This is a genomic window from Bradyrhizobium sp. SZCCHNR1053 (assembly GCF_032381235.1).
Classification (GTDB): domain Bacteria; phylum Pseudomonadota; class Alphaproteobacteria; order Rhizobiales; family Xanthobacteraceae; genus Bradyrhizobium.
The window spans coordinates 106,322-130,552 of the sequence record NZ_JAUHJM010000001.1 but is presented as its reverse complement, the minus strand read 5'-3'; the positions used below and the strand labels follow the sequence as shown (position 1 = coordinate 130,552).

Sequence of the window (24,231 nt, the reverse complement as noted above, 5' to 3'; positions counted from 1 at the left end):
GAAAGCCCGGTCCCCGGGGAGATCGCGTATAAGTTGTTAAATCCATCGCGCAGGGAATGCCGGCTACGGCTTTGCCTGTGGTACCTGCCGCCTGCATTTTTTTCGCAGGCGGGCCATGGGTGAGGCCTTCACCCGGCATTCCCTGCGCCCTCGTTTCGAGGGCTCGCTGCCCAAAGCTCGGACGCTTATGCGTCACGAGGCATTTCGCATGCGGTATCAATTGCTGGTTGTTTGAGGTGGTGCCCAGCTCCCGCCCCACTGCAATGCACAACGCGTAGTCCTACGGTGCCCATCTTTTACGCAACCTTTAACGGATTGGGGCCTCTTGTTAGTTCCAAGGTTGGCATTCCGACACCGAATACGACTGGGCAGCTGGAGTTCATATCCGTGCGCAAGAATCTACCCGTCACGTCCAACGAATACCCGATCACCGACGAGACGCTGATCGTCTCGCGCACCGATCTCAAGGGCAAGCTGACCTATTTCAACGACCAGTTCGTCGACGCCGCCGGCTTTACGCCGGACGAGCTGATGGGCCAGCCGCACAACATCATCCGTCATCCCGACATGCCGGAGGCCGCATTCGCCAACCTCTGGGACACGCTGAAGCAAGGCAAGCCGTGGGCCGGCGCCGTCAAGAACCGCCGCAAGAACGGTGACTTCTACTGGGTGCAGGCGACCGCGTCGGCGATCCGCGAGAATGGCGAGATCACGGGCTACACCTCCATCCGCACCAAGCTGCCGGCCGAGCAGCGCGCCGAGGCCGAGAAGGTCTACGGGCTGCTGAATCAGAACAAGGCGCAGGGCTACGCGATCAGCGCGGGCGTCATCCGCCGCCGCTCGGTGTTCGACCGCCTGTCGCTGTTCACGGGTACACTCAGGGCGCGCCTGACGACCTTGGCCGCGGTGCTGGGCGTGTTCATGCTGATCATCGGCGCGGCCGGCCTGCTGTCGACCCGCTCCACCAACGTCGCCATGAAGTCGCTGTACGAGGATCGCACGATTCCACTGGCGCAATTGCTCGAGATCAACGATCGCACCTTGCAGAACATGTCGTCGCAACAGTCCGCGGCGGCGAACGGCAAGGCCGGAAAACCGATCGACGGCATCAGGGCGCTGGTGGACGGAAACAGCGCCAGGATCACCAAGGTGTGGGCCGACTACATGGCGAGCTACCTGACGCCGGAGGAGAAGATCGTCGCCGATGCCTTCGCGATCAGACGCAAGGCCTATCTGGAGGAAGGCATCAGGCCAGGATTGGCTCTGCTCGAGCAGGGCAAGTTCGACGAGGCGAGCCAGCATATCGCCACCAAGGGGCATGATCTGTTCGAGGCCGCCAAGCACGAGCTCGACAAGCTCGTTCAGATCCAGGTGAAGGAAGGCAAGGCGCTCTACGAGGAGGCCGAGAGACAATATCTGGTGGTGCTCGCGATCATTTCTGTGATGATCCTGGCGGGTATCGGAATCGGCGCTACGTTCAGCCTGCAGAGCATCCGCGCGGTGCTGCGGCCGCTCAAGGTGCTCAACGACGCGATGCAGAACATCAGCCAGGGCAAGCTCGACAACCGCATCCCGGTGGAGCGCGACGACGAGCTCGGCGAGGCCCTGCGCAACCTGCAGACCGTGCAGGCGATCGTCCGCTTCAACAGCGAGGAAGTGAAGGCTGTGCAGCGCTCGGCCGAGGTCAAGCGCAAGGCCGGAATGAACAAGCTCGCCAGCGAATTCGAAAGCGCGATCGGCGGCATCGTGCAGACGGTATCTTCGGCGTCGTCGCAGCTCGAGACGTCCGCCGGCACGCTGACCTCGAACGCGACGCGCTCGCAGGAGCTCGCCACCACCGTGGCCGCCGCGTCCGAGCAGGCCGCGACGAACGTGCAGTCGGTCGCCTCGGCCACCGAGGAACTGACTTCGTCGGTGACCGAGATCAGCCGCCAGGTGCAGGAATCGGCGCGCATCGCCAACGGCGCCGTCGATCAGGCGCGCACCACCAACGACCGCGTCAACGAGCTCTCGAAGGCAGCTGCGAGGATCGGCGACGTGGTCGAGCTGATCAACACCATCGCCGGCCAGACCAACCTGCTGGCGCTGAACGCTACCATCGAGGCGGCGCGCGCCGGCGATGCCGGCCGCGGCTTCGCCGTGGTCGCGTCCGAGGTCAAGGCGCTCGCCGAGCAGACCTCGAAGGCCACCGGTGAGATCGCCCAGCAGATCTCGGGCATCCAGGCGGCGACGCAGGAATCGGTGTCGGCGATCCGGGAGATCAGCACGACGATCGAGCGGCTGTCGGAAATCTCCTCGACCATCGCCGCCGCCGTCGAGCAGCAGGGCGCGGCGACGCAGGAGATCTCGCGCAACATCCAGGAGGCGTCGCGCGGCACCACCGAGGTCAATACCAACATCGTCGACGTCCAGCGCGGCGCCTCGCAGACCGGCTCTGCTTCGGGCAACGTGCTGTCGGCGGCGCAGTCGCTGTCGCAGGAAAGCGACCGGCTGCGGCAGGAGGTCGACCGATTCCTTGGCAACGTGCGGGCGGCCTGAGCCGCCCCGCGCTCACCGCCCGGTCAGCCGGATCGGGCGGCCCTGACTGATGAAGGCGTAATGGCCGGCGCCGATGCCGCCGACCATCAGCGCCTCGACGACGGGCTCGGCGATCTCACCGGTCGCGGCCCAGTCGATGACGAAATTGGCGCCGGTGCCGCCGCGGGTGTCCTTGATGGGCACGAAGACCTCGACGGTCGCGAACGGCTTCAAGGCGACGGGCTCGCGCAGATGCGCCTCCACCAGCGTGCCGGCCGTATCGTAATAGTTGATGCGCCGGACGATCAGCGGCCGCTGCTCGGAGGCGTTGTGGATGCTCAGCGTCACCGAGAAATCGGCCTGGACCCGGCCCGGGGTCATCGCGACGCTGGAATAGACGGGGACATAGACGGCGCCCGTGACCGTGACGGGCTCCGCCGGAACTGGCGTCAGCGAGCTCGCGAAAGCGGTGGTCACGTCGTCGGCGGCCTGCGCCGGGCCGGCCGCAGCAGCTGCGATGAGCAGCAGCGCGAATGCGCCGGTCCGGATGTGACAGATTGCGGGTTTCCTTGCGCGGCGGCACGACATAAGTTGCCGCCCCGGGGGTTGCTTCATGCATGAACTGATCGGCGACATCACGCTCTGCATCCTGTTTGCGTGGGTGCTTGGACTGGCAGCGCATAAATGGCGCCAGCCCTCGATTCTCGCTTATCTGGTCGCGGGCTTCGCCATTGGCCCCTTCGGCACCGGCTGGGTCAAGTCCCAGGAGTCGATTTCGGTGATCTCGGAGCTCGGCCTGATTTTCATGCTGTTCATGATCGGGCTCGAGATCGACCTCAAGAAGATCATCCGCGCCGGCCCGGTGATTCTCATCGCGGGCGGCGTCCAGCTGCTCGGCGGCGCCGCGCTCGGCATCCTGTTCTTCGTCGCGATCGGCATGCGGATGGGCGCCGAGAGCTACGACGCGCTCTATCTCTGCGTCGCCTGCGCGCTGTCCTCGACCGTCATCATCGTCAAGGTGCTGTACGAGAAGCGCGAGCTCGACACCCTGCCCGGCCGCATCACGCTCGGCGTGCTCGTGCTGCAGGACGTGTTCGCGATCCTTTTCCTGGCGGTACAGCCGAGCCTCGACGACCTCCATGTCAGCGTGATCCTGCTGTCGTTCGCCCGCGCCGGCACGCTGGTCGCGATCGCCCTGCTCCTCAGCCGTTACGTCTTGCCGCCGGTGTTCCATCGCATCGCGCGTACCCCGGAGCTGATCCTGCTCGGCGCGCTGGCCTGGTGCTTCCTGATCGGCGAGATCGCAGAAAGGCTGCACCTGTCACGCGAGATGGGCTCGCTGGTCGCGGGCGTCTCGCTATCGACCTTCCCCTACGCGCTCGACGTCACCGCCAAGGTCACGACGTTGCGCGATTTCTTCATCACGCTGTTCTTCGTCGCGCTCGGCATGACCATCCCGATCCCGACGATGTCCGTTGTCGGGCTGGCGCTGGTGATCGCGCTGTTCACGGTGGCGAGCCGGCTGCTCACCACGTTCACGCCGCTGTACATGATGCGGCAGGGCCTGCGCGCCAGCCTGCTGCCGGCGCTCAACCTGGCCCAGATCAGCGAATTCTCGCTGGTGGTGATCCAGACCGGAGCCGCCGCCGGTCACCTCAAGAACGGCACGTCGAGCGCGGCGTCCTTTGCCTTCGTGCTGCTCGCGGTGCTCTCGACCTTCGTCATCGTCCGCTCCGATCCGATCGCGCGGCGAAGCATCCCGCTGCTCAAGCGGATCGGTCTGCGCGACCTCGATGCAAGCAAGGATGGCGAGGCCGGCCACGAGGGCGGACACGGCGCCGGGCGTCCGATCGTGCTGCTCGGATTCTTCCGCACCGCCAGCGCCCTCCTCAGCGAAATCGAGCGCAGCCAGCCGGCGCTGCTGGAGCAGATCGGCGTGGTCGATTTCAATCCGGTGGTGTTTCGCACCCTGTCCGATCGCGGCATCCAGGTGACCTATGGCGACATCAGCAATGTCGACACGCTGGTTCATGCGGGGGTCGGCCAGGCCGAGCTGATCATCCTGAGCATCCCGGATTCGCTGCTCAAGGGCGCCAACAACGAGAAGCTGGTGCGGCACGTCCGCAGCATTAATGCCACGGCCAAGATCGTCGCCACCGCCGACCTGCTCGCGGACGTCAACGATCTCTACGACGCCGGCGCCGACTATGTGACGGTGCCGAGGCTCAGCGATGCGCAGGTTCTGCTTAACCTGATCCAGGACGCCAGCGCCGGGCTGTTGTCGGAGCGCCGCAACGAGGCCGAGGCCATGCTCGCCGATCGCCGCGAGGTGCTGCCATGAGGCCGGCGCGCATCCATCTTCCACAGAATCTCCGATCCCGCTGGACTTGAAGCATGGCAAACACGAACGTTCACGTCGTCGATCACCCGCTGGTCCAGCACAAGCTCTCGCTGATGCGCGAGCGTGACCGCTCGACCAAGGGCTTCCGTGAGCTGTTGAACGAGATCGGCATGCTGCTGGCCTACGAGGTCACGCGCGACCTGCCGCTCGAGCTGGTGGACATCGAAACGCCGATCGCGCCGATGAAGGCGCCGAAGATCGCCGGCAAGAAGCTGACGCTTGCGCCGATCCTGCGCGCCGGCGTCGGCTTCCTCGACGGCATGCTGGCGCTGATGCCGTCCGCGCGCATCGCCCATATCGGCCTGTACCGTGACCCGAAGACGCTGCAGGCCGTCGAGTACTATTTCAAGGCGCCGCAGGACCTGACGGACCGCACGGTGATCCTGATGGACCCGATGCTGGCGACCGGCAATTCGGCCTGCGCGGCGGCCGAGCTGCTGAAGGCGCGCGGCGCCCGCGACATCCGCTTCGTCTGCCTGCTGGCGGCACCTGAGGGCATCGCGCAATTCGAGAAGGAGCATCCGGACATTCCGATCTGGACCGCCGCGATCGACGAGAAGCTGAACGACCACGCCTACATCGTGCCCGGTCTCGGCGATGCTGGCGATCGGATGTTCGGCACGAAGTGATCGTGCGCGAGCGGTTCAGCAGGACGGTCGCGGCGAAGGACGAATGACGCTGAAGATGCGACCATCGATCACCAGCAGCGCACTCCCGATCACCAGCGCACCGCCGATCTCCCGCAACGAGATGCTTTCGCCGAGCACCAGCGACCCGAGCAGGATCGTCGTCAACGGGATCAACAACGTCACCAGCATCACGTTGGTCGCCCCGGAGCGGCGCAGGATTTGGAAGAACACGATATAGGCGAAGGCCGTCGACAGCGCCGCAAGCCCGATGACCGCGAGCCAGGTCTGCAGTCCGGGAATTGGAAGACGCCATGGCTGGTCGACGACAGCGGCGATGGCCAGCATCATCACGCTGGAAGCCGAGAGCTGGAAGGTGGCGGTCGCAAGCGGCGGCGAATGGGCGAGATGGCGGCGCACCAGCAGCGCGGCGATACCGTAGCTGAGCGACGCGCCGAGACCGAACAGAAAGCCGTAGCCGCCTCCCGAGCCGTCGAGCCCCGGCCCACCTCGCAGGATCACGACGCCGACGAAGCCTACGACCAGACCCGCTGCCCGCCGGGCCGACAGCCTTTCCTCTCCCGCGGCTGCCATCACCACGATCGTGAACAGCGGCGTCGTCGCATTGAGGACGGAGGCAAGGCCGGAGGTGATGAACGTCTGGCCGATCACGATCAGGCAGAACGGCACGACATTGTTGAACAGCGCCACGGCAAAGAACGGTCGCCAGCCGGCAAACCCCTTGGGAAAGCCGAGCCCGCGCAGTCGCAACAGCGGCAGCAGGATCGCGGCCGCCAACACGATGCGCAGCAGCACCAGCGTCAGCGGCGGCAATTCCTTCAAGGCAAGGCCGTTGAAGATGAAAGATCCGCTCCAGAGCAGCGACAGCAGCCCAAGCAGCGACCAATCCCGCGTGTCCATCCTGTCGTTCGGGGATGTCATCACCGCAAACCGCTGTTCAATGTCCGCGTGAACGTTGCAGATGAAGCGGAGCAAGGTCCACCCGCTTTCCGTCGGCGCAGACGTCGCGCTCTACCGCGTATCTCTTGGCCGCGAGACCAGCTCGATCATGCGGCCTTCGTCCTCATCCGGCATCGCCGCCTTCGCCCGCGCATAGGCATCGACGGCTGCCTGGGCCATGACGGGACGCTCACCGAGCAGCTGCTCGGCGAGCTGCAGCGCATAGGCTGCATCCTTGTGACGGAGCGCCGCCGTGAAGCTGGCATCGGCAAAGTTGCGCGCGATCATGCGCGGCGCGTGGCGCAGAACCTGCGGGCTCGCCGCGACGCCGCCCTGGATCGCCTCCAGCACGAGCCCCATGTCGAGCCCGGCCTGCTCGGCGATCGCAAGGCCTTCGGCGAGACCTGCGATCTGCATCGCGCCAAGCAGGTTGTTGATCAGCTTGTAGACTGTCCCGGCGCCCACGGGCCCGAAATGGCGAATGGTCGAGCCGATCGGCGCCAGATACGGCCGCGCGCGGTCGAGATCGGCGGCGTCGGCGCCGACCAGCAAGGTCAGCTTGCCGCTCGCGGCCGCGTCGGGCAGCCCGGTCACCGGGCAGTCGAGATAGGTCACGCCGCGCGCATCCAGCTCGCGCGACAGGCGCAGCGCATGGTCGCGCGACACGGTCGAGCATTCGATCGCGATCGTGCCGACCCGCATGGTGGCCGCGGCGCCATCCGGCCCGAGCCACACCACGCGCGAGGCGTCGTCATCAGCCACCATCGTAACGACCGCATCGGCATCGATTGCCGCATCAGCTGGCGAGGTCGACCAGCGCGCGCCGCGCGCGATCAGATCCTCCGCCTTCGCCCGGCTGCGATTCCAGACCGCGACGGAATAGCCTGCGTCGAGATAACGACCGGCCATGCCATGGCCCATGCGCCCGAGCCCGATGAAGGCAACGCGCGCCACGCTCAATCGACGTCCTCGATCGCAGCGCCTGGCGTCGTGCCGAACGCGCGCTGCGCCAGCGTCGCCGCCATGAACTCATCGAGATCGCCGTCGAGCACGCCGGCGGTGTCGGACGTCTGCACGCCGGTGCGCAGATCCTTCACCATCTGATACGGCTGCAGCACGTAGGAACGGATCTGGTGACCCCAGCCGATCTCGGTCTTGGCTGCCTGATCGGCCGCCGCTTTCTCCTCGCGCTTCTTCAACTCGATCTCATAGAGACGTGCGCGCAGCATGTCCCAGGCCTGAGCGCGGTTCTTGTGCTGTGAGCGACCGGCCTGACAGACCACGGCAACGCCGGTCGGGATGTGCGTCAGCCGCACCGCCGATTCGGTCTTGTTGACGTGCTGGCCGCCGGCGCCGCCCGACCGCATCGTGTCGACGCGGACATCGGACTCCTTGATGTCGATCTTGATGCTGTCGTCGATGACCGGGAAGATCTGCACCGAAGAGAATGAAGTGTGGCGCCGCGCATTCGAATCGAACGGCGAGATTCGGACCAGGCGATGCACGCCGGCTTCCGTCTTCAGCCAGCCATAGGCGTTATGGCCGGAGATCTGGATGGTCGCGGACTTGATGCCGGCTTCTTCACCCAGCGATTCTTCGAGATACTCGACCTTGAAGCCGTGGGTCTCGGCCCAGCGCGTGTACATGCGCAGCAGCATCTGCGCCCAGTCCTGGCTCTCGGTGCCGCCGGCGCCGGCATGGACCTCGAGATAGGTGTCGAACTTGTCGGCCTCGCCGGACAGCAGCGCCTCGAGCTCGCGCCGCGCGACCTCCTTCTTCAGCTCCTTGAGCGCATTCTCGGCTTCAGTGACGACCCCCGGATCGTTCTCGGCCTCGCCGAGCTCGATCATCTCGATGTTGTCGCTGAGCTCACGCTCGACCTTGCCAATGCCGGTCAGCGAATCCTCCAGCGAGGTCCGCTCCTGCATCAGCCGCTGAGCTTTTTGGGGGTCGTTCCAGAGATTGGGATCTTCGGCGAGCTTGTTCAGCTCGGCGAGCCTTGCCGTCGATGTCTCGACGTCAAAGATGCCTCCTCAGCAGCCCGACCGACTGCTTGATCTCTTCTACGATTTTCTCGATTTCGGCGCGCATGTCGCTCTCTTCAGGCCACGGCTCGAAGCGCCGCAGCATCATCTCTCACAGGGGGATGTAACGGCGCTCGGCGCAAAGCGCAATCGCTCTGCACCGCACCAGCACAGTTTCGCCGGTCTAGTAGAGGCTACCGGTACCCGGACGGATGATGAAGCTGCCCGCATCAGGCTGGCCGCCGCCCTGCGACGGCATCACACGTCCATCGGCGTCGGCGACACCGATGACCGAGTAGTTGTCCGGCGGCGCCGTACCAGGCTTGAACGCCTCCATGATGGTACGGCCGCCGTCGCCCGGGCTCGCCCGCATGCCGGTCTTGGCGTCGACACGCACCAGCTTGATGCCGGCCGGGATCTTGAAGGGCGTGGCCGGCTTGTCGGCCAGCGCGAGCTTCATGAAATCTTTTGCGATCGGCGCGGCCAGATGACCGCCGGTCGCGGCATTACCCTTACCGAGCGGCCGCGGCTTGTCGTAACCCATGTAGATCGCGACGGCGAGGTCCGGCGAGAAGCCGACGAACCATGCGTCCTTGGCCTCGTTGGTGGTGCCGGTCTTGCCGGCGATCGGCTTGCCGACCTCCCTGAGCACGGTTGCCGTACCCGCCTGCACCACACCCTCGAGCATCGAGGTGATCTGATAGGCGGTCATCGAATCCAGCACCTGCTCGCGGCGGTCGACCAGTTGCGGCTCGCTCTGGTTCTTCCAGCCGTCCGGCGCGTCGCAGCCGCGGCACTCGCGGGCATCATGCTTGAAGATGGTGTGGCCGTAGCGATCCTGGATCCGGTCGATCAGCGTCGGCTTCACCCGGCGGCCGCCATTGGCCATCATCGAATAGGCCGTGACCATGCGCATGGCCGTGGTTTCGCCCGCACCGAGTGCGTAGGACAGGTAATTCGGCAGTTCGTCATAGACTCCGAACCGTTTGGCATACTCGGAAATCAGCGGCATGCCGACGTCCTGCGCGAGACGCACGGTCACCGTGTTCAGCGACAGGCGCAGCGCGTTGCGCAAGGTCGTGGGCCCGAGATACTTGCCGTTGGTAAAGTTTTCGGGGCGCCAGACCTGGCCACCCTGCCCCTGGTCGATCTCGATCGGTGCGTCGACGACCTGGGTCGACGGCGTATAGCCGTTGTCGAGCGCTGACGAATAGACGATCGGCTTAAATGACGATCCGGGCTGCCGGTAGGCCTGCGTTGCCCGGTTGAACTGGCTCTGGTCGAAGGAGAAGCCGCCGACCATCGCGAGCACACGGCCCGTATTCGGATCCATGGCAACCATCGCGCCGGACACTTCGGGCAGTTGCTCGAGGCGATACTGGCCTTCGACCGGATTGCCTTCCTTGTACAGCGGATCCGCATAGATCACGTCGCCCGGCTGCAGCACCTGAGCGACCGACGTCGGCACCTTGCCACGGCCATTGGCCGTCGCAGCCCGCGCCCATTTCACGCCGTCGAGCGTGATCAGGCCAGTCTGGCGCTCCTTGCTCACGGCGCCGCCGAGCTCGCGCGGCGGCTGGAAGCCGATGCGGGCGGACTGGTCGCTGGTCTCGAGCACCACGGCCATCCGCCACGGTGAGATGTCCGAGAGCGATTTGATGTCCGCGAGCTTCACGCCCCAGTCGCCCGAAGTATCGAGCTTGGAGACAGGCCCGCGATAGCCCTGCTCCTGGTCGTACCTCACGAGTCCGGCGACCATGGCCTTGCGCGCCATGACCTGGATCTTCGGATCGAGCGTCGTCCGGACGGACAGGCCGCCCTCGTAGAGCTTCTTCTCGCCATAACGCTCGAAGATGTCACGGCGCACTTCCTCGGCGAAATATTCACCTGCAAAGATGTGGGCGCCGGTGTTGCGGCTCGCAATCGTCAGCGGGTCCTTGCGCGCCTTGTCGGCGTCGGCCTGCTTGATCCAGCCGTTCTCAAGCAGACGATCGACGACGTAGTTGCGGCGCTCGATGGCGCGGTCGCGATTCCGGATCGGATGAAGGCTGCCCGGCATCTTCGGCAGAGCCGCCAGATAGGCGGCCTCGGCCACCGTCAGTTCGTTGACCGACTTGTCGAAATAGACCAGCGACGCCGCGGCGATGCCGTAGGCGCCGGAGCCGAGATAGATCTCGTTGAGATAAAGCTCGAGAATCTTGTCCTTCGAGTAGGTGCGCTCGATGCGCATCGCCAGCAGCGCTTCCTTGATCTTGCGGGCGAACGATACCTCGTTGGTCAGCAGGAAGTTCTTGGCGACCTGCTGCGTGATCGTCGAGGCACCCTGCGGGCGGCGATTCGAGCCGAAGTTCTGGGCGTAGACCACGGCAGCGCGCGCCATGCCGGTGAAGTCGATGCCGCCATGCTCGTAGAAGTTCTTGTCCTCGGCGGCGAGGAAGGCGTTGATGACGAGCTTGGGAACCGCCTGGATCGGCAGGTACAGCCGACGCTCCCGGGCATATTCACCGACCAGCGAGCCGTCGGCCGCGTGCACGCGCGTCATCACCGGCGGCTCATAATCCTGCAGCTGGGAGTAATCAGGCAGGTCCTTGGAAAAATGCCAGATCAGGCCGGCCGCTGCTGCCACACCGACCAGGAACAAGACGGTACCGGCCGCGAACAGGAAGCCCAAAAACCGCACCAGAAAGCGCATCGGCGAATATCCGTTCCAACTCTTGTTTCGTCTCTCGGCTCGGACGCGGCGCACCCACGGGCGCTACCGCCAAAAATCACACGGTCGGCTGCAATGCCACGTGACCCATGCCAGAGAAACGCACGGTCAAGCCTATCAGCGGTCAAGCCTATCACAAGTCTGCCGAGAAGGAATCTTCACTGATTCCGGGTGCCTCGCAGCACGTTTATAGGGATGTTGCTGTGGCCAAACTAGGGCTTTGCGCGTACCGGCCCCGGCTTGTCCGGCCTGTCGGGGCCCGCATTGGCGATGCGCTTGGCCAGAAAGGCATCGATCGCCCGCGCCATTGCGTCCGCCGTGCGCGACCGCCATGCGTCGGAGACCAAGTTTCCCATATCGCCCTTATTGGAGACATAGCCGAGTTCGACCAGCACGGATGGCACGTCGGGCGCCTTGAGCACGCGGAAACCGGCCGATTTGAGCGGACGCTTATGCATATGCACCGCCGTCTTCATGTCGTTCATCAGCAGACGGGCGAACCGGTTGGAAAACGTCCGCGTTTCCCGGCGGGCCAGATCGATCAGGATGTCGGCCACGTCAGCCGGCTCCTCCGTCAGATTGACCCCGCCGATCTGGTCGGCGCGGTTCTCGGCCTCGGCCAGCCGTTCCGCCTCGACGTCGGACGCCTTGTCGGACAGCGTGTAGATGGTCGCGCCCTGCGCAGTGCCCTCACCTCGCGGCAGCGCATCGGCGTGGATGGAGACGAACAGCGCCGCCGACTGCTTCTGGGCGATGCGGACCCGGTCTCCGAGCGGGATGAAGGTGTCGTCGTCTCGGGTCATGACCACGCGGAACTTGCCCGACCGTTCCAGCCGGTCGCGCAGCGCCTGGCCGAAGGCGAGCACCAGATTCTTCTCCGGCACCTCCCCGCCCTGTGTGCCGTAGTCGACGCCACCATGACCGGGGTCGATCACGATCACGGGCCGGGTGTCCGGCGGGCCGTCCGTCGGAGGGGGGGCGATGGCAACCGTGGTCGGCGGCGGCCGGACTGCCGGCGGCGCAGGGTTTCCTGCGACAGCGACCGACGCCGTCGCCGAACTCGAATCGGCAGGCCTGGCGGCAAGACGACTGTCGCTGCCGATGGCGCGGGCGAAGGTCGCCTCGTCGACCTCCTCCAGTTCGAGCACCAGCCGCGGCGGCTGACCGTTGGCGGCATCAAGCACCGTGGAGTTGGCGATTCGGGCCGGGCCGGTGAGATCGAACACGATGCGGGACCCACCGGGCATCACCATCCCATAGCGGAACGCCTTCACCAAACCCCGGCCGCTGGTCCCGGCTCCGGTGGGCAGATGAAAGCTGACCTGGGGCAGGTCGACGACGACGCGATAGGGTTCGCTGAGCAGGAAGGCTCGAAACGGCACCGTCCGGTCGAGATCGAGCACGAATCGGGTCTGTCGGGAATCGCCGGCGACCCGCGCATCGGTGGCGATCGGGAACCCGGGCCCGACCACGGCAGGCGGCACCTGGCCGACCGGCCCACTCTGGGCGCGGGCCGGAATGACGGCCGCACATAACATTTGCGTGACGCACAGCGACGCGCATCCCAGCAAAGAAAGGTAATTCGCCCGGCCAGCTGCCAAATCGATGCCTCCGCGGGATGGTCTTACCGCAACCAATCCCAGGGGTTAACCGCCAAATTTTGTCATTTTCGTTAAAGGCCACCGATTGTTGCGGTTCCGCGACGCTTCGCTTGCGCGACCTGACCATTCCTCGTATGTACGAAGGGCTGAAGGCTAATCCTTACTGCCGGTTGTGTCGCGTTCAACCTCCCGGTGAAACGCCGGAAGCTTCGTGATCGGGGTGCTCGGTATCGGGTCCTCGATCGTGGCGGAGATTCCAGCGCCTTTCCGACGCTCCACCAAAGCCTGCGCGATCCCGCGCGGCCGCAACGGAGAGCCGGTCACGAGCCGAGTGGCGCCTGTCAGGCGCCTCCTCGCAGAGACCGCCCGGGCACCAGGTCAGACACGGTATAGCCTGATACCGCACCCGTGACAGGGTGGGTATTCGATCCAGGCAAGCGTTTCGGCGCAATCTGGCCTTCGGCAACAGAGCAAGGCGGCACCCGCTGCCGCCCACGTATTCCAGACGGGCCGACGCTTGATGCGCCAGACTGAGTTGCCAACCATGACCAGCGGACGATCCGCGCCGATGCGGGGCCAGACCCCTGCCCGGCCAATCGCCCCGCCGGCATCAGGGTTGGCGCGGCGCGACCAGCTGCGTTTAGGCCTTCCCCTCACCCCCGAATCAGGTGGACCGTCGCGTCATCCGACAGCGCGCCACGCGCTCGCGGCCAATCGCGCCCGTCGCCTCCAAGAGTTCCAATATGCCCAACAAGATGTTGATCGATGCTACCCACCCGGAAGAGACCCGGGTCGTTGTCGTCCGCGGCAACCGCGTCGAGGAATTTGATTTCGAAACGGCCCAACGCAAGCAGCTCCGCGGCAACATCTACCTGGCCAAGGTTACCCGCGTTGAGCCCTCGCTGCAGGCCGCCTTCGTCGAGTATGGCGGCAACCGCCACGGCTTCCTGGCCTTCAGCGAAATCCATCCGGACTATTATCAGATCCCGGTCGCCGACCGGCAGGCTCTGATCGAGGCCGAGGAGCGCGCGCACCGCGAAGCCGAAGAGGAAAGCGAGAACCGCTCCAATCGCCGCCGCAACCGGCACCGCAGTTCGCGACGCCGCGGCAGCGGCGAACGGGTTCAGAGCGAGATCGTCGAGGCCGCCGAGGCAGGCCTCCCTGCCCAGCCCCAAGGGCATGAGGCCGACCACGAGGCGCATGAGCACCACGCCTATGCGCAGGACGACGATCGGCCGCACGCCGACGCGACCGATCCCAGCGAGGCGCAGGGCTTCTCCGAGGGCCCGGTCAAGGCCCAGGGTCAGGACGCGCCGGGCGAAGCTCACCACGGTGCAGCCGACGAATCGCGCGACCAGGCCGACGAGCCGCATGATGCCGTCGCCGCGCAGGACCGTGTGGCGGCTGCCGAACAGCCCGCCGGCGAAGCCGCGGACACCGCGGTCGCGCAGAACGGCGACGCGACCTCTGCCGAGGCGGCCAGCCCCGCTGTCGCCGCGGAAGAGCACGACGAAGAACATGACCATGCAAGCCATGATCATGACGAGCATGGTCATGACGAACATGACCATGACGACCATGACCATCACGATCACGACGAACATGATCACCACGATGACGGCGCGCCCGTAGCCGAGCATGACGGCAACGGCGTCACGATCGTGCCGGGCGACGACAACAGCGCTGAATCGGGGTCCGGCGACCACGAGGACGACGAGGACGACGGCGAGGAGATCGAGGAAGAGCTCGTTGAATCCGTCGGCGGCGATGACGTGCTGGAAGAAGTGCCTGAGCGCACCTTCCGCCCGCGCCGCCAGTACAAGATCCAGGAGGTCATCAAGCGCCGCCAGGTGATGCTGGTGCAGGTCGTGAAGGAGGAGCGTGGCAACAAGGGCGCGGCGCTGACGACCTATCTGTCGCTGGCCGGCCGCTACGCCGTGCTGATGCCGAACACGGCGCGCGGTGGCGGCATCAGCCGCAAGATCACCTCGGCGCAGGACCGCTCGCGGCTGAAGGAAGTGGTGCAGGACCTCGACGTGCCCGAGGGCATGGGCGTCATCCTGCGCACCGCCGGCGCCAACCGCACCAAGCCCGAGATCAAGCGCGACTTCGAATATCTGCTGCGGCTGTGGGAAACGGTCCGCGACATGACCCTGAAGTCGCAGGCCCCGACCCTGGTCTACGAGGAAGGCTCGCTGATCAAGCGCTCGCTGCGCGACCTCTATAACAAGGAGATCGACGAGATCCTGGTGGCCGGCGAAGCCGGCTACCGCGAGGCGCACGACTTCATGAAGATGCTGATGCCGACCAACGTCCGGGCGGTGAAGCAGTATCGCGACGGCCAGCCGCTGTTCTCGCGCATGGGCGTCGAAAGCCAGCTCGACGCGATGTTCTCGCCGACCGTCCAGCTGCGTTCGGGCGGCTATATCGTGCTCAACCAGACCGAGGCGCTGGTCTCGATCGACGTGAACTCCGGCCGCGCTACGCGCGAGCATCACATCGAGGACACCGCGCTCAAGACCAATATGGAGGCCGCCGAGGAAGTGGCGCGCCAGCTCCGGCTGCGCGACCTCGCCGGGCTGATCGTCATCGACTTCATCGACATGGACGAGAAGCGCAACAACCGCTCCGTCGAGCGCAAGCTGTCCGACTGCCTGCGGCAGGATCGCGCGCGCATCCAGGTCGGCCGCATCTCGCATTTCGGTCTGCTGGAGATGTCGCGCCAGCGCATCCGCGCCAGCGTGCTGGAAAGCTCGACCGAGCCGTGCGCGCATTGCGGCGGCACGGGCCACGTGCGCTCGGTATCCTCGGTGGCGCTGCAGCTCTTGCGCAGCCTCGAAGAGACGCTGATGAAGGGCGCGACCCACAACCTCGTGGTCCGCACCCGCACCGAGGTGGCGCTCTACGTGCTCAACCACAAGCGCGGCCATTTGCGCGACCTCGAGAACAGCTTCAAGGTGTCGCTCGCGGTCATCGCCGATCCGACTGTGAGCGGCCAGCAATCCTTCATCATCGATCGCGGCGAGCAGGTGCATACGCTGGAGGCCGCCAAGGCGCTGCTCGCGGCGCAGGCCTCCGCGCCGCCGCTGGTGGCCGAGGAAGTCTTCGACGACGAGGAGACGTTCGACATCGAGACGGAATCCGAGGTCGAGACCGAGGAGACCGAAGGCCTGTCCGAGGATGCGGCCGACGGCAGCGCTGCCGACGGCGAGCGGGACGGCGCGCGCCGCAAGCGGCGACGGCGCCGGCGCGGCCGCGGCGGCGAGACCCGCGAGGGCACGCTGCCTGAAGGAACGGCCGGACTGCAGCCCGCAGAGCCGGGCCTTGCCGCCGAGCAGTCAGCCGAGGACTCCGACGGCGAAGACGACGAGTCGGAGGAACAGCCTGCGTTCGCCCAAGGCGAGCAGACGGATCAGCCTGGCGGCGAGCGGCGTCCGCGCCGGCGTGGACGCCGCGGCGGTCGCCGTCGGCGCGGTGGCGCGGAAGAAGGTCTCGCCGCGTCAATCGGCGACGAGCTAGCGCCGGCTTCGGCATCGGAGGCAGAAGCCGCCGTGGCCGATTTCGACGGCAATGGCGCTTCCCGCCACGACGAGGAAGAGCCGGCCGAACCCGCGGCGCCGGTCCATGCGGCGGCCGCAGCCGAGGCCGATGAGCCCATCGCTGACGCCTCCGTGCCCGTGCCCCAGGCTGCTCCTCGACAACCCGAAGTGCAGCAGACCGAGGCTCCGAAGACGGAATCCGAGAAGACCCCGCGCCGTTCGACGGTTCGCGAGAAGGTCAGCTTCCTCACCGAGCCCAGGCCCGAGAGCGCGGTTTCGGCCGTCAACGTCGCCGAGAGCAGCGCGCCCGCTCCGGCTGTCGACGTCGCTGCGTCCGAGCCGGTTGCCACCGAGCCGGCGGCCACCGATTCCTCGTCCCCTGCGGCCCCGCGCCGGGCCGGCTGGTGGTCCCGCCGTTTCGGTGGCGGGCAGTAAGCCCCCCGCTTTCCGACGCTTCAATGCAAAGCGCCCGGCCAGATGGCCGGGCGTTTTCATATGACGTTCTTCCATGGCACCGAATGCGCCGACCGGCGCCGACTTCATGACGATGGCGATGACGCCGAACACCGCATGCGCTGTACCGTCGATCACGTCCCGCGGCCGCTGACCGCGCTCGCCGCGCGCCATCAGCGCGAAGCCGAACGGGATCGCGAACGGCAGCACCTGCAGGATGTCGCCGCGCGCCAGGGCGCCGACGTCCTGCCCGCCCTACGCGAGCCAGCGGGCGATCCGGGAGACGGCCTCGCGCATGTCCTCGGCCGAACGCGCATAGGAAAAGCGCACGAAGCTGCGGCCGTGGATCGGATCGAAGTCGACGCCGGGCGTGGCCGCAACATGGGTCTCCTCCAGCATCCGCTTGGCGAAGTCGAAGCTGTCGGAGGTGAAGTCGGACACGTCGGCATAGAGGTAGAACGCGCCGTCGGCCGGCAGAAAGCGGGTCAGGCCGGCCTTCGGGAAACCCTCGATCAGGATGCGGCGGTTCTCCTGATAACCGTGCTTGATCGCCTCCATTTCGGTCCGGCCGTCGAACGCCGCTTCCGCAGCGATCTGCGACAGGGTCGGAACCGAAATCGCGAGGTTCTGCTGCAGACGTTCGATCGGCCGCGCCAGCGCATCCGGCACCACCATCCAGCCGATGCGCCAGCCGGTCATGCAGAAGTACTTCGAGAACGAGTTGATGATCAGGGCCTCGCTCGACAGCTCCGCCGCCGTCACCGCCGGAAACGCGTAGTCCAGACCGTGATAGATTTCGTCGGAGATGAAGCGGATGCCCGCATCGCGCGCGGCTGCGATGACGCCGCCCAGCGCCTCACGCGACATCATGGTGCCGGTCGGATTGGCGGGACTTGCCACCAGCACGCCCTTGAGCGGCGTCTTGCAGTGAACGGCAAGCAGCGCCTCGCCGGTCAGGGCGTGGCGGTTCTCCGCCGTGGTCTCGATCAGCACCGGCTCGCAGCCCAGCGCCGTCAGGATGTGGCGATAGGGCGGATAGCCAGGCACGGTCACGGCCACGCGATCGCCGGGCTCGAACATCGCCAGGAACGCGAGGATGAATCCGGCCGAGGATCCCGTCGTGATCACGATCCGCGCCGGATCGATCTCGCAAGCGTGCGTCTCGCGATAGTGCCGCGCGATTCGCTGTCGCAGCGACAGCAGGCCGAGCGCCGAGGTGTAATCGATGCGCGCCTGATCGAGCGCAGCGTGCGCGGCCGCGATGGCCGCTCGCGGCGCAGGCGCCGCAGGTTGGCCGACCTCCATGTGGATGACATGTCCGCCGCCCGCCTCGATCCGCTCGGCCGCAGCCATCACGTCCATCACCATGAACGGCGGAACATTGCTGCGCGCGGACGGCGCCGTCAGGTTGGCGATCCGCTGTTCCAATGTCGGTATCACTGTCGCATCCACCATCGATATCTGCTATTGACCCCGGCTGTTCGGACCCGCTCCGTGAACCGGTCGAGGTCAGCCCATGGGCCTCATTCGCCGCAGATGAGCCGCATTCCGCCGTTTGGTGGGCAATAGCCCGTCTCGAGCCTCGCGCCAATTGCAAAGATCGCCTGATGTCGCTCCGTATCGTGCTTCGCAAGAAACTGTCCGGCGGGCTTGCCGCGGTCGTCGCTGCGGCCGTGACGCTGGCGCCGCTCGCGCCTGCATCGGCGCAGCAAGGCAAGGGACCGCCGATCCTGCGCGACACCGAGACCGAGGTGCTGCTGCGTGAATATACGCGGCCGATCCTACGCGTCGCCGGACTCGAAAAGCAGAACATCCAGATGGTCATCATCAACGATGCGTCCTTCAACGCGTTCGTTGCCGACGGCCGCCGCATCTTCGTCAATTACGGCGCCATCCTGCAGTCGGAAAATCCGAACCAGCTGATCGGCGTTCTCGCGCACGAGACCGGCCATCTCGCCGGCGGCCATCTCGCCAAGCTGCGCCAGCAGCTCGCCACCGCCCAGACCCAGATGATCATCGCCACCATTCTCGGCGCCGGCGCCCTCGCCGTCGGCGCCCGCGGCGGCGGCAGCGGCCTCGCCAATGCCGGCGCCGCGACGCTGTCCGCGCCGGGCGAGGTCATCCGCCGCTCGCTGTTGTCGTATCAGCGCCAGCAGGAGGAGAACGCCGACCGTGCGGGGGTGAAATTCCTCACTGCGGCAGCGCAATCGCCGAAGGGCATGTACGAGACGTTCAAGCGCTTCACCAATGAGAGCCTGTTCGCCGCACGTGGCGCCGACCCCTATCTGCAATCACATCCGATGCCGGCCGATCGCGTCGAGGCGCTCGAGGGCCTCGCGCGCCAGAGCCCCTATTGGGACAAGAAGGACGACCCCGCGCTGCAGCTCCGCCACGACATGGTCCGGGCCAAGATCTCGGCCTTCATGGAACGGCCGGACACGGTGGCACGGCGATATCCCTTGTCGGACACCAGCCTGCCCGCCCGCTACGCCAGGGCAATCTCCACCTACCTGCATGGCGACCTGCGCAGCGCCCTGAGCCAGATCGATGCCCTGATCCAGGTGCAACCCAACAACGCCTATTTCTACGAGGTCCGGGGCCAGGCCCTGCTGGAGGGCGGCCGTCCCACTGAGGCGATCGCCCCGCTGCGCAAGGCGGTGCACCTGTCCAATAACGCCCCGCTCATCGAGATGTTACTTGGTCAGGCCTTGGTGGCATCCGAGAACAAAGCCTACACTGACGAGGCGATCTCGATCCTGCGCGCGGCAGTCGCGCGCGAATCCGAGGCACCGCTCGGCTATTCCCAGCTCGCGATGGCTTATGGCCGCAAGGGCGACTATGCGGAGGCGGATCTCGCCTCGGCGCAGGCCGCCTTCCTGCGTGGCGACAACAAGACGGCGCGCGAGCTTGCCTCGCGTGCGAAAACCCGCTTCGCGGTGGGGTCGCCGGGCTGGGTCAAGGCCGACGACATCGTCACGGCAAAGCCGCTTTCCGGCCAGTAATGTGCCGGACAGCGGGGGTTGGCGCCCGTTGAAGTTTTGAATTACTGCTATCATCCGATCCAGAATATCAAGATACCGATCACGACCATCGACAAGGACCCGATCATTTGACCCAGAGGACCTCCTTCATGCCGTCAGTCCGCACGCTCATTCCCGCGATGTTGCTCGCGCTCTCGCTCTGCGGCGTGCCTCAGCTCGCGTCGGCGGAGAGCTTCTCCGACAGCCAGCGTGGCGAGATCGAGACGATCGTCCGAAACTACCTGATCGCGCATCCCGAGGTGCTCGAAGAGGCGATGGCCGAGCTGCAGAAGCGCCAGACGGCGGCCGAGGCGGCCAAGCACGAGGCCAGCATCAGCAAGAACGCCGAGACCATCTTCAACTCGCCGCGCGGTGTCGTGCTCGGCAACAAGGATGGCGACGTCACCTTCGTCGAGTTCTTCGATTACAATTGCGGCTACTGCAAGCGCGCGATGGCCGACATGATGGACCTGATGAAGAGCGACCCGAAGCTGAAGGTCGTGCTCAAGGAATTTCCCGTGCTGAGCCAGGGCTCCGTCGAGGCCGCGCAGGTCGCGGTTGCCGTTCGGATGCAGGCCCCGCAGAAATATCTCGACTTCCACCAGAAGCTGCTCGGCGGCCGCGGCCAGGCCGACAAGGCCCACGCGCTCGCGGTGGCCAAGGAACTCGGCCTCGACATGGCCCGCGTCGAGAAGGACATGGCAAGCCCCGAGGCCAAGGCGACGATCGAGGAGAACTTCAAGCTCGCCGAGGAGATGGGTATGAACGGCACGCCGAGCTACGTGATCGGCAAGCAGGTCGTGATCGGCGCCGTCGGCGTCGAGGGCCTGCGCGAGAAGATCAGCACGGCCCGCTGCGGCAAGGCGAGCTGCTGAGCATATCTGTCAAAGCGTCTCGCCATCACGAGATCAATCGAAGGCCGGCTGTATCAGCCGGCCTTCTGCTTTTGCCGTGAGCCGGTGAAGAAGCAAGAGACCGGTGGCGCTGCCGCCCTCGCCTATCCCGTCAGCTTCATGCCGAGCCGGGTTCGAAGTGCCTCGCGGATGTGGCCGCGTGCAATCGCCTCGGCCCGATCGGGATCGCGGATCGCGATCGCCTCGATCAGCTCACCATGCTCGGCCGCGGCCGTTGCCGGACGTCCTTCGGCCGCAAACGTTGTGGTTCCCAGCAGCGCTGTCGCCACATGCATGTCCTCGAGGGCGGCATCGAGATAGCGGTTGCGCGCGGCGCGCTGGATCGCACCGTGCATCAGCCGATTCAGCCGCGCGAGCTCGACGGCGTCGCCCTCCCCGCTGACGAAGCGCGCATGAATGTCGCGCAGCGCCGCGATCTCGGCCGGCACGGCATACTGTGCCGCGAGCCGGGCCGCAGCGCCTTCGAGAATCTCCCGCATCGCGTACAGCTCGAGGATTTCATTCTCGTCGAGACTTCGCACGATCAGGCCGCGGCCACCAGCCGGCTGCACCCACCCCTTGGCCACCAGCTTGCCGAAGGCCTCACGGACCGGCGTGCGGCTGACGTTCAGCTTCTGGGCGACCTCATCCTCACGCAGTCGATCGCCGGAGCGATAGAGGCCGTTCTCCAGCGCATGGCACAGCGCACGAAATACCGCCTCGCCGAGAGAGACGTTGTCACGATCGATGGTGAGCGATGGCGCTTCCGAGGACATGGGGTCACTGTCTCACAACCTTGTTCCGAACAACAGCATCTCTTGCATATCATCGTATACAATAGTATACTAATACAATGCCTCCGCAGCCGGTACTTCAGCACTGTCCATTGTCGCTAGGCCGACGGCTGTCGTACCGATGGCGCGGCTGTGCGGACGCAAGACGATCCAGGGTTTGCCGCCTTGCGTCCGCCAGGGCGTGCGATGATTGATCTAAGCGATATCGCCGACCATCCCGTGACCTACGACGTCGTCGTGGTCGGTGGCGGCAACGCGGCCCTCTGCGCCGCCATTGCAGCACGGCGCGCCGGGGCCTCGGTCATCGTGCTGGAGGCCGCCTCGAAGTTCTATCGCGGCGGCAATACGCGCCACACCCGCAACATGCGCTGCGCCCATGACGCGGCGACCGCAACGTTGAGCGGCCCCTACACCGAGGACGAGTTCTGGGACGATCTCCTGCGCGTCACCGAAGGCCAGACCAACGAGCAACTGGCGCGCCTGATGATCCGCGAATCCAAGGACATGCTCGACTGGATCGTCGAACAAGGCGTGCGCTTCCAGCCCTCGCTCGGCGGAACGCTGAGCTTAGGGCGGACCAACTCGTTCTTCCTCGGCGGCGGCCGGGCCATGCTCAATGCTCTGTATCTGACCGCCGAGCGCCTCGGCGTCGACGTGCGCTACGAGGCCGAGGTGGTGGGGCTGCAGATGGACGACGGCCGCTTCCGCGCGGCGATCGTGCAGCACGGCAACGGCAGGATGCGCATCGGCGGCAAGGCGCTGGTGGCGGCCGCGGGCGGCTTCGAATCCAACATCGACAAGCTGGTCGAGGGCTGGGGTGAGATCGCCCGTAACTTCCTGATCCGCGGCACGCCTAACAATCGCGGCGCGGTGCTGGACATGCTGCTCGGCGCCGGCGTCGACAGTATCGGCGACCCGACCCAATGCCATGCGGTGGCGATCGATGCGCGGGCGCCCAAATATGACGGCGGCATCATCACGCGGCTCGACTGCGTCGTGTTCGGCATCGTCGTCAACAACAACGCTGAGCGATTCTACGACGAAGGCGAGGATGTCTGGCCGAAGCGTTACGCCATCTGGGGCCGCCTGGTCGCGACCCAGCCGAACCAGATTGCCTACATCATCTTCGACGCGAAATCGGCGAACCTGTTCATGCCATCGCTCTACCCCGCGATCGAGGCGGCCAGCATCACCGAGCTCGCCGGCAAGCTCGACCTCGATCCCGACAAGCTGACCACCACCGTCGCGCAATTCAACGCATCGGTGCGCGACGGCAGCTTCAATCCCGACATCCTGGACGATTGTCGCACCGAGAACTTGGCGCCGCCCAAATCGCATTGGGCGCGCCGTCTCGATTCAGCGCCCTTCTACGCCTATCCGGTCCGGCCCGGCATCACCTTCACCTACCTCGGCGTGCGCGTCGATCAAGCGGCAAGGATGATGATGAAGGCCGGCGGGCCAGCCGACAACATGTACGCCGCCGGCGAGATCATGGCCGGCAACGTGCTCGGCCGCGGCTATGCTGCGGGCATCGGCATGACGATCGGCAGCGTGTTCGGCCGCATCGCGGGCCGGGGAGCAGCGACACATGCAGCGCAGTGAGGCGTTGACCGAGGCGGATCGGCTGATGACGATCTGCAATTCCTGCCGCTATTGCGAGGGCCTCTGCGCCGTGTTTCCGGCGATGGAGATGCGCCGCGCCTTCACCGGCGGCGACCTCAACTATCTCGCCAATCTCTGCCATGCCTGCGGCGCCTGCTACGTCGACTGCCAATTCTCGCCGCCGCACGAATTCGACGTTCGCGTCCCGTCCGTTCTGGCCCGGGTGCGGCACGAGAGCTACGCCGACTATGCCTGGCCGCCCGCGCTGGCGCCGCTGTTCAGGCGCAACGGCCTTGCCATATCGCTCATCGCGGTCATCAGCATGGCCGCGTTCGTCCTCGGCTTCGTGGCCTTCAACGATCCCGCCGCGCTGTTTGCAAGCCGGCACGGCCCGGGATCGTTCTACGCGCTCATGCCTCACAACACGATGGCGCTGTTGTTCGGCGCCGCCTTCCTGTGGGCCATCATCGCCATCATCATGGGCGCTCGGGCCTTCTGGAATGACATCGGCGAGCCGAGCTCGACCCTGACGCGCTCACGTCCACTGCTGCGCGCCGTTCGCGACGCAGGCAGCCTGCGCTATCTCGATGGCGGCGGCGTCGGCTGCTACAACGAGGATGAGCGGCCGCGCGACACCCGGCGGTTCTATCACCATCTGACGTTCTGGGGCTTCGTGCTCTGCTTCGCATCGACCAGCGTCGCGACGCTCTATCACTATCTTCTGCACCGCGAGGCGCCCTATCCGTTGTGGGATCTGCCCGTCGTGCTCGGCACGCTCGGCGGATTCGGCATCGTGGTCGGTCCGCTCGGACTCTACGCCGCCAAGCGCAGGCGTGAGCCGGCGATGATGGACGGCGGCAGCCGCGGCATGGATGTCGCGTTCTTGGCGATGCTCGTCCTCACCGGCGCGACCGGACTCGCTCTCCTCGTGCTTCGCGAGACCAGCACGATGGGCGTGCTGCTCGCGGTCCATCTCGGTGCGGTGTTCGCGATCTTCATCACGATGCCCTATGGCAAGTTCGTGCACGGCCTCTATCGATTCTTGGCGCTCCTCCGCTACGCGCGCGAACGTCACGGCGCGTAGCTCGCGC

16 protein-coding genes and 1 pseudogene are annotated in these 24,231 nt (G+C 65.9%); 8 read left to right on the top strand and 9 right to left on the bottom strand.

Features of this window, described 5'->3' with window-relative positions; all coding sequences use genetic code 11:
- Positions 1 to 387 precede the first annotated feature (387 nt).
- The gene (locus QX051_RS00645; protein WP_315774642.1) at positions 388 to 2,538 is read left to right on the top strand and encodes a methyl-accepting chemotaxis protein; all 2,151 of its coding nucleotides are present in this window, start codon (positions 388 to 390) and stop codon (positions 2,536 to 2,538) included.
- Between the two features lie 12 nt (positions 2,539 to 2,550).
- Here the strand turns inward: QX051_RS00645 and QX051_RS00640 are convergent, their stop codons facing one another.
- On the bottom strand, positions 2,551 to 3,105 hold the full coding sequence (locus QX051_RS00640; RefSeq protein WP_315775295.1) for a DUF3124 domain-containing protein: 555 nt from the start codon (positions 3,103 to 3,105) through the stop codon (positions 2,551 to 2,553).
- Positions 3,106 to 3,130: 25 nt separating this feature from the next.
- Between QX051_RS00640 and QX051_RS00635 the strand changes: the two genes are divergently transcribed.
- Entirely contained in the window at positions 3,131 to 4,858 is a 1,728-nt protein-coding gene (locus QX051_RS00635) for a cation:proton antiporter (protein ID WP_315755609.1), read from the top strand.
- A gap of 53 nt (positions 4,859 to 4,911) precedes the next feature.
- Positions 4,912 to 5,547 carry a uracil phosphoribosyltransferase gene (upp, locus tag QX051_RS00630; protein ID WP_315737785.1) on the top strand — a complete coding sequence of 212 codons (636 nt, stop codon included), beginning with the start codon at positions 4,912 to 4,914 and terminating at the stop codon, positions 5,545 to 5,547.
- 15 nt (positions 5,548 to 5,562) lie between these two features.
- Here the strand turns inward: upp and QX051_RS00625 are convergent, their stop codons facing one another.
- From QX051_RS00625 to QX051_RS00605, 5 genes are all read right to left on the bottom strand, one after another.
- Positions 5,563 to 6,465 carry a DMT family transporter gene (locus QX051_RS00625; RefSeq protein WP_409998052.1) on the bottom strand — a complete coding sequence of 301 codons (903 nt, stop codon included), beginning with the start codon at positions 6,463 to 6,465 and terminating at the stop codon, positions 5,563 to 5,565.
- Between the two features lie 111 nt (positions 6,466 to 6,576).
- Positions 6,577 to 7,458 (bottom strand): NAD(P)-dependent oxidoreductase, encoded by an 882-nt coding sequence (locus tag QX051_RS00620; RefSeq protein WP_315774639.1) that lies wholly within the window; start codon positions 7,456 to 7,458, stop codon positions 6,577 to 6,579.
- Positions 7,459 to 7,460: 2 nt separating this feature from the next.
- A protein-coding gene (prfB, locus tag QX051_RS00615) for a peptide chain release factor 2 (protein WP_315737783.1) occupies positions 7,461 to 8,595 on the bottom strand; the annotation gives its coding sequence in 2 pieces (ribosomal slippage) (positions 7,461 to 8,525 and positions 8,527 to 8,595; 1,134 coding nt in all).
- 117 nt (positions 8,596 to 8,712) lie between these two features.
- Positions 8,713 to 11,220 carry a penicillin-binding protein 1A gene (locus tag QX051_RS00610; protein ID WP_315737782.1) on the bottom strand — a complete coding sequence of 836 codons (2,508 nt, stop codon included), beginning with the start codon at positions 11,218 to 11,220 and terminating at the stop codon, positions 8,713 to 8,715.
- 230 nt (positions 11,221 to 11,450) lie between these two features.
- Complete coding sequence (locus QX051_RS00605) at positions 11,451 to 12,776, bottom strand: N-acetylmuramoyl-L-alanine amidase (protein ID WP_315738309.1); 1,326 nt, start codon at positions 12,774 to 12,776, stop codon at positions 11,451 to 11,453.
- 806 nt (positions 12,777 to 13,582) lie between these two features.
- On the opposite strand from QX051_RS00605, the gene QX051_RS00595 reads away from it, so the two are divergent.
- Positions 13,583 to 16,813 carry an Rne/Rng family ribonuclease gene (locus QX051_RS00595; RefSeq protein ID WP_409998051.1) on the top strand — a complete coding sequence of 1,077 codons (3,231 nt, stop codon included), beginning with the start codon at positions 13,583 to 13,585 and terminating at the stop codon, positions 16,811 to 16,813.
- Positions 16,814 to 16,885: 72 nt separating this feature from the next.
- On the opposite strand, the pseudogene QX051_RS00590 reads toward QX051_RS00595, so the two are convergent.
- A pseudogene (locus QX051_RS00590) lies at positions 16,886 to 17,074 on the bottom strand (cation:dicarboxylate symporter family transporter); the annotation flags it as partial.
- 12 nt (positions 17,075 to 17,086) lie between these two features.
- The gene (locus QX051_RS00585) at positions 17,087 to 18,286 is read right to left on the bottom strand and encodes a pyridoxal phosphate-dependent aminotransferase (protein WP_315774636.1); all 1,200 of its coding nucleotides are present in this window, start codon (positions 18,284 to 18,286) and stop codon (positions 17,087 to 17,089) included.
- 152 nt (positions 18,287 to 18,438) lie between these two features.
- Between QX051_RS00585 and QX051_RS00580 the strand changes: the two genes are divergently transcribed.
- A complete protein-coding gene (locus tag QX051_RS00580; RefSeq protein WP_315772228.1) occupies positions 18,439 to 19,833 on the top strand; it encodes a M48 family metalloprotease in 1,395 nt (464 codons plus the stop codon).
- 128 nt (positions 19,834 to 19,961) lie between these two features.
- On the top strand, positions 19,962 to 20,726 hold the full coding sequence (locus QX051_RS00575; RefSeq protein ID WP_315772229.1) for a DsbA family protein: 765 nt from the start codon (positions 19,962 to 19,964) through the stop codon (positions 20,724 to 20,726).
- Between the two features lie 122 nt (positions 20,727 to 20,848).
- Here the strand turns inward: QX051_RS00575 and QX051_RS00570 are convergent, their stop codons facing one another.
- Entirely contained in the window at positions 20,849 to 21,520 is a 672-nt protein-coding gene (locus tag QX051_RS00570) for a GntR family transcriptional regulator (protein WP_315774634.1), read from the bottom strand.
- A 204-nt stretch (positions 21,521 to 21,724) separates the two neighbouring features.
- Here QX051_RS00570 and tcuA point away from each other — a divergent pair, with 204 nt between their 5' ends.
- Positions 21,725 to 23,140 (top strand): FAD-dependent tricarballylate dehydrogenase TcuA, encoded by a 1,416-nt coding sequence (tcuA, locus tag QX051_RS00565; protein WP_315774632.1) that lies wholly within the window; start codon positions 21,725 to 21,727, stop codon positions 23,138 to 23,140.
- Entirely contained in the window at positions 23,127 to 24,224 is a 1,098-nt protein-coding gene (gene tcuB / locus QX051_RS00560; protein WP_315774630.1) for a tricarballylate utilization 4Fe-4S protein TcuB, read from the top strand. The genes tcuA and tcuB overlap by 14 nt, the downstream gene beginning before the upstream one ends.
- Positions 24,225 to 24,231 lie beyond the last annotated feature (7 nt).

Coding starts and splice junctions, on each gene's coding strand:
- QX051_RS00585 (WP_315774636.1), bottom strand. CDS start 18,286: ATGGTGGATGCGACAGTGATACCGACATTGGAACAGCGGATCGCCAAC.
- QX051_RS00580 (WP_315772228.1), top strand. CDS start 18,439: ATGTCGCTCCGTATCGTGCTTCGCAAGAAACTGTCCGGCGGGCTTGCC.
- QX051_RS00635 (WP_315755609.1), top strand. CDS start 3,131: ATGCATGAACTGATCGGCGACATCACGCTCTGCATCCTGTTTGCGTGG.
- QX051_RS00605 (WP_315738309.1), bottom strand. CDS start 12,776: ATGTTATGTGCGGCCGTCATTCCGGCCCGCGCCCAGAGTGGGCCGGTC.
- QX051_RS00570 (WP_315774634.1), bottom strand. CDS start 21,520: ATGTCCTCGGAAGCGCCATCGCTCACCATCGATCGTGACAACGTCTCT.
- QX051_RS00640 (WP_315775295.1), bottom strand. CDS start 3,105: ATGTCGTGCCGCCGCGCAAGGAAACCCGCAATCTGTCACATCCGGACC.
- QX051_RS00595 (WP_409998051.1), top strand. CDS start 13,583: ATGCCCAACAAGATGTTGATCGATGCTACCCACCCGGAAGAGACCCGG.
- QX051_RS00625 (WP_409998052.1), bottom strand. CDS start 6,465: ATGGACACGCGGGATTGGTCGCTGCTTGGGCTGCTGTCGCTGCTCTGG.
- QX051_RS00610 (WP_315737782.1), bottom strand. CDS start 11,220: ATGCGCTTTCTGGTGCGGTTTTTGGGCTTCCTGTTCGCGGCCGGTACC.
- upp (WP_315737785.1), top strand. CDS start 4,912: ATGGCAAACACGAACGTTCACGTCGTCGATCACCCGCTGGTCCAGCAC.
- tcuA (WP_315774632.1), top strand. CDS start 21,725: ATGATTGATCTAAGCGATATCGCCGACCATCCCGTGACCTACGACGTC.
- QX051_RS00575 (WP_315772229.1), top strand. CDS start 19,962: ATGCCGTCAGTCCGCACGCTCATTCCCGCGATGTTGCTCGCGCTCTCG.
- tcuB (WP_315774630.1), top strand. CDS start 23,127: ATGCAGCGCAGTGAGGCGTTGACCGAGGCGGATCGGCTGATGACGATC.